Genomic DNA, 2758 nt, shown 5'->3' on the forward strand with positions numbered 1-2758 from the left:
TAAACCGAAAAAAACTCTGGCGAAGGCAAGGAGTTAATAAAAATAAACTCTTGTTTACTCCCTGCTTTCAAAAGAAATTAATATTTTTATTCTCACTCTCTAAAGTCTATATATACATAGGAACCCATGTTGGCTGCCGTTTAAACTAGAGTAGAGGATTCAAATTTGTCTTAAAAATATTTAAAAACGATAAAGGCTTTTCTAAGTCATATTGCGGGTTTATACTTCCTTGTCTTTGAATTACCTTACCATCGGAAAAGTAGATAGTCTCTCGTAAATATTTATTCCTTTTTGTGTAAAGATGAATAAATAACTTTATCAATTCGCCCTTACTAAAATAATAAATATATCGCCATTCTCCGTGTTTACTGTTAGGAAGACGTTTATACATATCGACGGCCATGAGGTCATTGCTTTTTCTATTTACAAAGTAATGAGTGAATAAGGTAGAGTCTCTTGATCCAATCATCCTCAATTTTGTTTTATGTTTTGTTGCATAAAAAATGCTATCAATAATATGCATTTTAATAATGCTCGAATCAGCATTACGTATTTGGGAAATTGAAAATAAAGGGACAAGCAAAAAGGTTGAGAGAATTAACTTCATATTGTATTTTGAACTAAAGAGCAATTAAAAAAGAATTTTCATAAAGCCTACAATAATTTTAAAGCAACGAAAATGGCAGCCAACGGGCAGGGCTTGCTTGCAGGGCTGGAATTCATTGCTCGTCCGCCCGGAACCGCTGCTGACCTGCCTGCCGGCAGGCAGGTTAAAGATATAAAAGTACGGGTTAACAAACAAAAGCTCAACAATGATTGTCCAGCCCAGATGAAGCACAACAGTGATAAAATGACCATTGCTCCAACGGCCAGCCAGCCTTGCAGCAAACCCAATGTTACCTGCTTGTGCTTTGCCGTCACACTTTTATTTGCCTGCCTTTTATAGCACTGCTTTTAGAAAACTTATTGTCGCAAGTGCCGTCAGTTAAGTACTCGAATTTACTTTTGTCTATTAATTCTTTTAAAGGCTTGTCGGCTTTTTTATTCAATGTATAAATGTGCAAATTGCCATATTTGCAAATAGTACCGATAACATTTTGTTCTGGGTCGATAAAATGAACATAAGGAAGAATTGCATTAGTGCGTACTAGCCAAGAAAGGTGTTTTATAAAGGTTGGTAATTGGTCAGTGTTAACTTGCAATGCTCCGTTAAATCTTTTTCCAATTTTATTATCTACCAAAAACTGTAAGCCTTCTTTGGCTTGTTTAAAGTTGTGGTCTCGATATAACCAAGGAGTGGTTATGTCACCAAGGAATATTAATTTATCGAAACCTAAATGAGTGGTTAAAAGGGAGATTTCTGTTCCTAGTAACTTAATGTGTCCTTTAAGTGATTTGGAGGGCAGTGTCAATACATAACCAGTAAAAGTCGCTGGATAAAAAAAATCGTAATCTTCCTCCTTAGAATTGTAAGCACGCAAAGGCAGTTTTGGATACTTTGTAATTGCGTCTTGTCGATTGATTTTAATTAGCATACGGTGTCGAATAGCATAGCAGCCAACGCCGAGCATTGCCGCAGTTTGGGAATTTGATGCTGTGTCCGCCCGGTGCTGTTGCTGCTTAAAGGAACGAAATTTTCTTATGACTACAAAGTGAATTAATAAACGGTCAAGCCGAAGACTGAAGATTGGTAGCGAGATAATGTTGAGAGTATAATTGTCCGCCCAAATTGCGGCAATGCTATGTTAGCAGCAGTTAATGTAGTCTCGTCCACCAAATTCCATTCTTACATCTGTAAGCAATTATTCCATTCTTATTTGTCATATAAAGTTTGACTACAGAATTGGAATCTCTTTGTTCCAATAAATTATACGGAATAAAAGAGTAGTAGTTTGAAATAATAATTCCGTTTGCAATTAGAGTGTCTGAGTTAGGTTCTATCAATTGATGCGGCTCGGGTCCATAAAAATCCTTAATTCGAAAGTCAAAATAAGTAGAATCGTCGTCAGGATATTTTGTAAGGATAAACATCCAATAATCTTCATATCCTTTTTTGGGATTTGTAAGTTCTCGACAAGAAATTGAGATGTCTTTTCGGCCTCGTGTACTAATCATTCCTACACCTTGGTCGATGAATGAAGAATCAATTTTCGTAATTAAATAAAGACAAAAGTTTCCCTTACCATCTACATATTTTATTGTATCCCCTTCATTATATGAACTCAATAAATCTCTATACTTTTTTGCAAGTACATATTTTTCAGAAGGGTATTTTGATCCGCATGAATTTAAAATTCCTAGAGCTAAAAGTATAATGAATGTTCGCATAAAATTGCTGCTAACGAGCAGGGCTTTCGGCAGGTGTGGAATTAGAATTCCGTCAGACCGTAACTGCTGCTGATAGAAATTGTTTTGTTGAATGTAAGAACAAAAGTTGAAACAATAAACGTCAAGCCGAAACTGAAGATGAGCTTTGCAATGACCCGTCCTGAAAAAAGTTGACTGTTTAAGTTAATAAATCCTGCTATTAGTTGACTAAGATAAAACATCCTTAATAAGGTTGATTAAAAAAGTTTTTCGCTAGGCGTGGGCAGAAAAATATTTTCGTAGCCACCATAGCTAAAGAAAATATTTTTTTGTGCGCTGACCGCTTAGGTTGGTTGCATACTGGCTATTATTTTGGTGTTGTTTTGATAATAATTTTTCCATCTTCTTATTTGCGGTCCTTGCTGCTGGTGAACTTCATGTGGTATCTGCC

The 2758-nt window shown here is 35.8% G+C and carries 3 protein-coding genes; 1 reads left to right on the forward strand and 2 read right to left on the reverse strand.

Going from position 1 to position 2758, the window contains the following annotated elements:
* Positions 1-679: 679 nt before the first annotated feature.
* Complete coding sequence (locus tag ACYVM0_RS26930) at positions 680-946, forward strand: hypothetical protein (protein WP_460562599.1); 267 nt, start codon at positions 680-682, stop codon at positions 944-946.
* Here the strand turns inward: ACYVM0_RS26930 and ACYVM0_RS26935 are convergent.
* Both ACYVM0_RS26935 and ACYVM0_RS26940 read right to left on the reverse strand, forming a co-directional pair.
* Entirely contained in the window at positions 918-1571 is a 654-nt protein-coding gene (locus ACYVM0_RS26935; protein WP_460562601.1) for a hypothetical protein, read from the reverse strand. The two genes, ACYVM0_RS26930 and ACYVM0_RS26935, sit on opposite strands and share 29 nt — an antisense overlap.
* A 184-nt stretch (positions 1572-1755) precedes the next feature.
* Positions 1756-2328: a hypothetical protein gene (locus tag ACYVM0_RS26940; protein WP_460562603.1), complete on the reverse strand. Its 573-nt coding sequence runs from the start codon at positions 2326-2328 to the stop codon at positions 1756-1758.
* Between the last annotated feature and the right edge of the window lie 430 nt (positions 2329-2758).

This window comes from Ferruginibacter profundus (assembly GCF_054783275.1).

Coding starts and splice junctions, on each gene's coding strand:
- ACYVM0_RS26930 (WP_460562599.1), top strand. CDS start 680: ATGGCAGCCAACGGGCAGGGCTTGCTTGCAGGGCTGGAATTCATTGCT.
- ACYVM0_RS26935 (WP_460562601.1), bottom strand. CDS start 1,571: ATGCTCGGCGTTGGCTGCTATGCTATTCGACACCGTATGCTAATTAAA.
- ACYVM0_RS26940 (WP_460562603.1), bottom strand. CDS start 2,328: ATGCGAACATTCATTATACTTTTAGCTCTAGGAATTTTAAATTCATGC.